The sequence below is a fragment of the Methylocystis sp. L43 genome (assembly GCF_015709525.1).
GTDB lineage: Bacteria > Pseudomonadota > Alphaproteobacteria > Rhizobiales > Beijerinckiaceae > Methylocystis.
Window position 1 is genome coordinate 1 of sequence record NZ_JADNRA010000010.1, and the last position, 6,963, is coordinate 6,963.

The following is a 6,963-nucleotide window of genomic DNA, read 5'->3' on the forward strand; positions in this document are numbered from 1 at the left end:
CGGACGCGCAGCGGGTTGCGTCGCTTGCGCGAAGCGGGCGATGACCGCGGCGTCGATCGGATCGGTCTTGGCGCGCCGACCAAGCGCCTGCGCAAAGTGACGCACCTGCGCCGGATTGACGACGACGATGGGCAGAGAGGCGGCGGCAAGCGCCGCAGCGACCACGGTCTCGAAGCCGCCGGTGGCTTCGAGCGCGATCAACGCGGGCGACAGCCCTTTTAGCCGTTCGACGAGCTGCGCAACGCCTTCGCCATTACGCGCCACCATAAAGGCCGCGCCTTGCGGAAGCGCATGCACATCAAGCCGGTCTTTGGAAACATCGATCCCGACATATACAGCGTCCATCATGTCCCGTCCTTGCCTAAGCGGGCTTCGCTTCGCGCGGCCCAAGCGACTGTTCGGGTTCGATGGAACGGCAGACGGGCGGCCAAGCTGAGGAACGGGCTCGATCGCCCGAGGATGAGCCGGCGTCCCGTCCGCCACCGCAGCGGCAATGTTAGCCGATCCGGCACGGTTTAAGTTACAAGGATGAGGAAACCCTTCACGCGATCGCCCTGGGCAAAGGATCGTTCGTTCTGGCAACGGACGGCGTTTTCGGCGAAGATGCGAGCCTTCCGCGAGCAGGAAATTTCTTCTGCTCCGGCGCGAGTTCCGCTGAATGAACGATCTGACCAAGGCCGCCGCGAACCGCGCGACGCGCCCGGCGCCGCCGCCAATTCCGCTGACCGTCATCACCGGCTTCCTGGGCGCCGGCAAGACGACGCTGCTCAACCGACTGCTCGCCTCGCCGGCGCTCGCCGAGACGCTCGTCCTCATCAATGAATTCGGCGAGATCGGCCTCGATCATCTCTTCATCGAGAAGATCGACGGCGACATGGTGATGATGAGTTCGGGCTGCGTGTGCTGCTCCATCCGCGGCGATCTGGTGAACACGCTCGAAGATCTGCTGAAGCGGCTCGACAACGGCCGGATCAAGCCGTTCAAGCGCGTCGTGCTGGAAACGACTGGCCTCGCCGATCCGGCGCCGATCCTGCACACGATCATGTCCCACCCCTATCTGATGATGCGCTATCGGCTCGACGGCGTCGTCACGCTCATTGATGCGGTGAACGGCGAAGCGACGCTCGACGCGCATGAGGAAGCCGTCAAACAGGCCGCGGTCGCGGATCGGCTCGTCATCGCCAAGACGGATCTGCCGCAAGGCGCCGAGCGTGTGGATGCGCTGAAGGCGCGGCTGGCGCGGCTCAACCCGGGGGCCCTACAGCTTGACGCCGCCAAGGGCGAAGCGACGCCCGACGCGCTCCTCAACTGCGGCCTTTACGACCCCGAGACCAAGACGCCGCGCGTGAAAGAGTGGCTCAACGCCGAAGCGGTGGAAACAGCGCAGGCGCATGATCACGCGGACCATGACCATGACCATGAGCATGACCATCACCATGATCATGAGCACGAAGCCCACGACCATCGTCAGGACGTGAACCGGCATGACGCGCATATCCGCGCCTTCTGCTTTTCCTCCGAGACGCCGCTGACGCCAGCCTCCTTCGACATTTTCATCGACCTTCTGCGTCACACGCACGGGCCGCGCATGTTGCGCGTGAAGGGAATCGTGGCGCTGGCCGATGATCCGTCGCGCCCCGTGGCGATCCATGGCGTGCAGCATGTCTTTCACCCGCCGCACCGCCTCGACGCTTGGCCGGACGCGGACAGGCGCACGCGCATCGTCTTTATCGTCAAGGATCTCGACGAAGGCTTCGTCCGGGGACTCTACGGCGCGCTCGTCAATCACCCTGCGCCTGACCGTCCGGACGCGCAGGCGCTCGCCGACAATCCGCTTGCGCCCAGGGCCGGCGGCCTGTTCGGCTAGAGCAGGTTCCGAAAAAGTAATCGGGAAGCGCTCTAAGGGCGGTTGAACAGATCGGAGACGCGACGCTCGGCGTCCTGGAGCATCTCGATCCATCGAGTCGGCAGTTTGGCGAATGCGCCCGACGCTTGCGATGAGAACCAATCGGCGACGGCGTGAGCGATTGACGATATGCTGTTCTCAAGGCGCGACGGCTGAGGCGTTCCACGCAGCCAGAAGGCCAGCGTCGGGAACGCCGTGACCGTCACCATCGCGGCGCCGACAAGCGCGGAAGCCGTCTCTGGCGCCATCTGTCCTCTCCCGACGCCGAGATAGGTGAGCGCGACGACAAGCGGCAGGGTGGTCGACGACAACAGCCCCAACGCCGGGATGTCCCGCTCGGGCAGCGTCCCGCGAAAAAGATTCAGCGGCGCGAGACGAATGAGCAGGAAGGCGACGCAAAAAAACGCGAAGAGCGCGACGGTCGCGGGGCTCCTGACGAGCGCCATAAAGTCAAATGACGCGCCGCTCTCGATAAAAAACAGCGGGATCAAAAAACCGGAGCCGATGGCGGTCAAACGATCCTTGAGGATTTCGGCCTTGGTGCCCCGCACCAGGACCGCGACGGCCATGCCCGCCATATAGGAGCCGACCACAAGCTCCATCCCCAGCCTGTCGGCGAATGAGACGAAGCCAAGCAAGACGACGAGCGCGATTCGAATAGGCAGAAGCTCGCCGTCGCCAAGCCAATACACAATGCTTTCGGCCAGCCGGTCCGAACGCACGGTCTTGAGAAAAAAGATCGCGGCAAGCCCGAGCGCGATGAAAAGCGCGCTTAACAGCGTCTGGTGGAGATGATGGTTGTGTTGCGCCAGAACGATCGAGGCGAGAATGAGCGGTCCAAGTTCGCTGACAGCCGCCACGCCAAGGACGTAGCGTCCGAATTCATTATCGAGATCCCCCGACTGCCGCAAAACGGGAATCAATATGCCGAACGCCGTGGTCGGCAAGATCAGCGCGACGAGAAGCGGCGCCTCCACGAGTCCAACAAGATAAAGCAGTCCGGAAATAACGATCGAGAGGCTCAATGAAATGAGCCATGCGAAAAGTCCCAGGCGAAGCGGCTTTCCGGTTATTTCCTTCTGATTGAATTCGAAGCCCGCCTGAAAAAACAGATAGACCAGCCCAAACTCCATTAAAAAATTGACGGCGCCATCCCCCGCCACCAGCCCCGCCCCGCTAGGACCGACGAGCATGCCCAGCAACAGTTCGATGGCGACGATCGGCGCGCGCGCAAAAGCCGGAACTCTGTTGAGCAGCGGCGCGAGCACGGCGATGCAGGAGATGACGAAGATCGTGTGGAATTCGCTCATGGGGCGTCAATCTCCTTAGGGCTCCGCTTAGCGCAGCAACGCGCCCTCGCCGCCCGGCTGGACAATGATTCTTTTGCTGACCCCTACGATGCGTTAAGGTTCCGCCTGTGCTCAAGTCCTGTTTTGTGACCAAGGGTTCCTGGGTCCTGGCGCCACGCATTGCGCGCAGCAAGTCGCAAAGCGCGGCCTGCAAAGGTTTCTTGCAAGGCTTATTGAGTGGGTTGCCGATGACGCGGAGCCGAGCGACTGGCCTGCTTCGCCCCCTTGCGCGGGCGGGACATGCGCTTCTCGACCTCATTTATCCGCCCTCCTGCCTCGTCTGCCGAAGGGCGGTCGCCGCCCATGGCGCGATCTGCGCCGAGTGCTGGCGCGACATCGCCTTCATCGAACGCCCTTTTTGCGAGCGGCTCGGCACGCCGTTCGAACGCGACCTGGCGCAGCCGGGGCTGATCTCGCTGGAAGCCGCCGCCAACCCGCCGGCCTTCGGCCGCGCCAGGGCCGTGGCGCGCTACGACAGCGACAAGGCCCGCGCTTTGGCGCACCGGCTGAAATATTACGACCGGCTGGAGCTCGCCGAGCCGATGGGCCGCTGGATGGCGCGGGCGGGCGCCGAACTCCTCGCCGACGCCGACGTGATCGTGCCCATCCCCTTGCACCGCCTGCGGATTCTCGCGCGGCGGTTCAACCAGTCGGCAGCCCTCGCGCAGGCGATCGCGCGCGAGAGCGCAGTGCCGGTGGAGACCTTGGCGCTGCAGCGCGTCAAGCCGACGGCGCCGCAGGTGGGGCTGACGCGGGCGCAGCGCGCCGCCAATCTCTCCGGCGCCTTTCGCGTCGACCCGGAGCGGGCGGACGCCATCCACGGGCGCAATGTGGTGCTGGTGGACGATGTGCTGACGACCGGGGCGACCGCCAACGCCGCGACTCGCGCTTTGCTCAAGGCGGGCGCGGCGCGCGTCGATCTCCTCGTCTTCGCGCGGGCCGTGACAAGCGCCTAGGCGCAGGCGTATAAGCGCGCCATGGCCCCCCGCATCGAAATCTACACCACGCCGACCTGCCCCTATTGCCTCGCCGCGAAACGGCTGCTGACGCAAAAGGGGGCCGCCTTTGAAGAAATCTCGGTGGCGTGGGACCCGCTCGGACGCCGCCGCATGACCCAGCGCGCAAATGGCCGCTCCACCGTTCCGCAGATCTTCATCGACGACAAGCACATCGGCGGCTGCGACGAGCTACACGCGCTCGAAGGCGAGGGAAAGCTCGACGCGCTCCTTGCCAGCGGAGCGACGCCATGATCCGCTACTCCCTCATCTGCGACGCCGGGCACAGCTTCGACAGCTGGTTTCGCGACAGCGCCGGATTTGAAAAACAGGCGGCCGAAGGACAGATCGCCTGCCCCTTCTGCGACTCGACGAAGATTACGCGCGACGTCATGGCGCCCCATATCGCCAAGCCGCGCGACGACGCCGCGCATGATCTGCGCGTGAAGCTGCGCGAGCTGCACGACACGGTGGTCGCGCATACCGAAGACGTCGGCGACCGCTTCCCTGAGGAGGCGCGCGCCATGGAGGATGGCGAGACGGAGCGTCGCGCCATTCGCGGCCGCGCGACGTTCGAAGAAGCGAAGGCGCTGCTCGAAGAGGGAATCGAAATTCTGCCGATCCCGGGTCTGCCCAGCGACAGCAACTGAACTTGCCCGCTCCGGTCGTCATTGTCGGCGCCAGTTTTTCTGGGCTGGCCTGCGCACATGCGCTCGCAGAACGCGGCGTCGCCACAACCATCATTGAACGCAAATCCGAACCCGGCGAAAAGCCGCATACGACCGGCATTCTCGTACGCGAGGCGGTGGACGAGGTCGATTGGCTCGGGCCGCTGCCGAAACACATCACGCGACGCGTTGAGGGCGTGCGGCTCTATGCGCCCGATATGCGCTGGATCGATCTTTCCGCGCCGGGTTATTACTTTCTTGCAACCGACACGCCGGAGCTGATGCGCTTGCTCGCGCAGCGCTGCGAAGCGGCCGGCGTGCGCATTCAATATGGCGCGCCATTCACCAGAGCGACCGCGCACGCGAATGGCTATGCGCTGCCGGATGGAACCGAAGTTTCCTATCTCGTCGGCGCCGACGGCCCGAAGTCGCATGTCGCGAAGACGCTCTCGCTCGGCGAGAATCGCCATTTTATCTTCGGCATGGAACATGAGTATGGAGGCGTCGATTTCGACGCGAGCGACCGTCTGCACTGCTTCATCGATAAGCGCTTAGCGCCGGGCTATATCGGCTGGATCATCGCCGGCGTCGGCGTGACGCAAGTCGGTCTCGCGCGAAGGAGTGGTGTCGGCGGGATCGCAGAAGCGAAGACCGCGATGACGGCGTTTTTGAAAAAACTCGCGCCCATCGCCGATTTTCGTGACTGCGCGCCGACGAATGTGCGGGCTGGACTCATTCCTTGCGGCGGTCTGGTTTCGCCTGTCGCGGCGCCGCGCGCGCTGCTTGTCGGCGACGCCGCCGGAATGGTTTCGCCGGTCACGGCCGGCGGCATTCATACGGCGCTACGTCATGGACGCGCCGCTGGCGTCGCCATCGCGGACTTTCTTAAGGGACGCAAGGCTGATCCAGCGCAATGGCTGCCGGTTTCCTATCCGCGGTTCCGCCTGAAACGGGCGCTGCGCTGGAGCTATGACAATTTTCAAAGCGACGCCGCGTTCAATCTGCTGCTGCGCTCTTCCGCCATGCGCGCAGCCGCAAGCGTCGTGTTCTTCCAAAGAATGACGGCGCGGTGAGGCGCATGTCCCGCGCCGTCATCACAGTCAATGCGCTTCACAACCTAATATCGGCCCACACGCCAACATGTCACACTGAACGTAAGAAGTATCTCTGCCAAAAAACTCTATGCTTATCACCTCAACCTGAAATGGGAGTGACGCATCTTCCCTTGAAACGCCCCAGCCATAGTCTTCTGATTCACGATCATCTCCTACGCCACGAGATATTTTAATAGTCTGAAGATATAGTGGCATGGCGGTATGAGTAGTCACCTAACAATTTTGTTTCGATGTGCTTTTTGATGTGGGACACGGCCTCCGGGTCGGTGAAAGTCACGTGCTGATCGACGCAGGCGAAAACAGAATACCTCAAAAATCCGTCGACCTTCGCCGAAACCAAAAACAAAATGACGATGACGACCGTTACGATCAGAAGTATTTTCGCCACGCCCCATACGACGCTCAATACAAATTTAAACATACTTCCTCACGATTACGTAAACTTACGGCAACAGCAACATAATGATCGTCCACATAAAAATAGCTGACCCAATAAAAGGACCAACAAGCTTTTGTTTGGTGTCCACCATATCCAAATCTCGACTGTTGCGCGGGTTAACCATCACCGTGACGTGCTCGCCTTTTTTTCTTTCAGTTAACCCGCTAGTAACGCTAACTATTTCAGTCTGGCCGGCAGCCTTCAACTCTATCAAACATTTATATACAATATTATTGTCTCCCTTTAAAGAACCTTGACAATCGACTACGCTCGCATCCATTCTTTTCCAACTTTTGAGGCGTAAGTAATACGCAAATCCGCTGTACGTCATGAACGCGACTGCACACCCTGCGGGAATAATTCATATATATTTTTCGTCGCCAAGCATTGGGCAGAACGCCCATCTTCTGAAACGCACCGCCTTTCAGGCCGGACGCTTTGTAGGAATCCTTCACGAATTGATCGCAGTATACGACCCCCCCCCCCCCCCC

The 6,963-nt window shown here is 61.8% G+C and carries 8 protein-coding genes; 5 read left to right on the forward strand and 3 right to left on the reverse strand.

Features of this window, described 5'->3' with window-relative positions; genetic code table 11:
• Positions 1–345: transposase (locus tag IYX23_RS00665; RefSeq protein WP_196398812.1), on the reverse strand; the 345-nt coding region annotated here is incomplete at its 3' end.
• Positions 346–658: 313 nt separating this feature from the next.
• On the opposite strand from IYX23_RS00665, the gene IYX23_RS00670 reads away from it, so the two are divergent.
• The gene (locus tag IYX23_RS00670) at positions 659–1,867 is read left to right on the forward strand and encodes a GTP-binding protein (protein WP_196391643.1); all 1,209 of its coding nucleotides are present in this window, start codon (positions 659–661) and stop codon (positions 1,865–1,867) included.
• Positions 1,868–1,899: 32 nt separating this feature from the next.
• On the opposite strand, the gene IYX23_RS00675 is transcribed toward IYX23_RS00670, so the two are convergent.
• The gene (locus tag IYX23_RS00675) at positions 1,900–3,216 is read right to left on the reverse strand and encodes a cation:proton antiporter (protein ID WP_196391644.1); all 1,317 of its coding nucleotides are present in this window, start codon (positions 3,214–3,216) and stop codon (positions 1,900–1,902) included.
• Between the two features lie 227 nt (positions 3,217–3,443).
• Between IYX23_RS00675 and IYX23_RS00680 the strand changes: the two genes are divergently transcribed.
• The 4 genes from IYX23_RS00680 to IYX23_RS00695 are packed head-to-tail and all read left to right on the forward strand — an operon-like array spanning position 3,444 to position 5,991.
• Positions 3,444–4,211 carry a ComF family protein gene (locus IYX23_RS00680; RefSeq protein ID WP_196391645.1) on the forward strand — a complete coding sequence of 256 codons (768 nt, stop codon included), beginning with the start codon at positions 3,444–3,446 and terminating at the stop codon, positions 4,209–4,211.
• 21 nt (positions 4,212–4,232) lie between these two features.
• Entirely contained in the window at positions 4,233–4,505 is a 273-nt protein-coding gene (gene grxC, locus IYX23_RS00685; RefSeq protein ID WP_018407176.1) for a glutaredoxin 3, read from the forward strand.
• A complete protein-coding gene (locus tag IYX23_RS00690; RefSeq protein WP_029648334.1) occupies positions 4,502–4,900 on the forward strand; it encodes a DUF1178 family protein in 399 nt (132 codons plus the stop codon). Before grxC ends, IYX23_RS00690 begins: the two co-directional genes overlap by 4 nt.
• A gap of 2 nt (positions 4,901–4,902) precedes the next feature.
• Positions 4,903–5,991, forward strand: coding sequence for an NAD(P)/FAD-dependent oxidoreductase (locus tag IYX23_RS00695; RefSeq protein WP_196391646.1), 1,089 nt, complete (start codon positions 4,903–4,905; stop codon positions 5,989–5,991).
• A gap of 485 nt (positions 5,992–6,476) precedes the next feature.
• On the opposite strand, the gene IYX23_RS00700 is transcribed toward IYX23_RS00695, so the two are convergent.
• A complete protein-coding gene (locus tag IYX23_RS00700; RefSeq protein ID WP_348643606.1) occupies positions 6,477–6,803 on the reverse strand; it encodes a DUF3592 domain-containing protein in 327 nt (108 codons plus the stop codon).
• Positions 6,804–6,963: the final 160 nt, after the last annotated feature.

Bases quoted from the DNA above. Each gene is read 5' to 3' on its own strand.
- IYX23_RS00670 (WP_196391643.1), top strand. From the start codon at position 659: ATGAACGATCTGACCAAGGCCGCCGCGAACCGCGCGACGCGCCCGGCG.
- IYX23_RS00675 (WP_196391644.1), bottom strand. From the start codon at position 3,216: ATGAGCGAATTCCACACGATCTTCGTCATCTCCTGCATCGCCGTGCTC.
- grxC (WP_018407176.1), top strand. From the start codon at position 4,233: ATGGCCCCCCGCATCGAAATCTACACCACGCCGACCTGCCCCTATTGC.
- IYX23_RS00680 (WP_196391645.1), top strand. From the start codon at position 3,444: ATGACGCGGAGCCGAGCGACTGGCCTGCTTCGCCCCCTTGCGCGGGCG.
- IYX23_RS00700 (WP_348643606.1), bottom strand. From the start codon at position 6,803: ATGACGTACAGCGGATTTGCGTATTACTTACGCCTCAAAAGTTGGAAA.
- IYX23_RS00690 (WP_029648334.1), top strand. From the start codon at position 4,502: ATGATCCGCTACTCCCTCATCTGCGACGCCGGGCACAGCTTCGACAGC.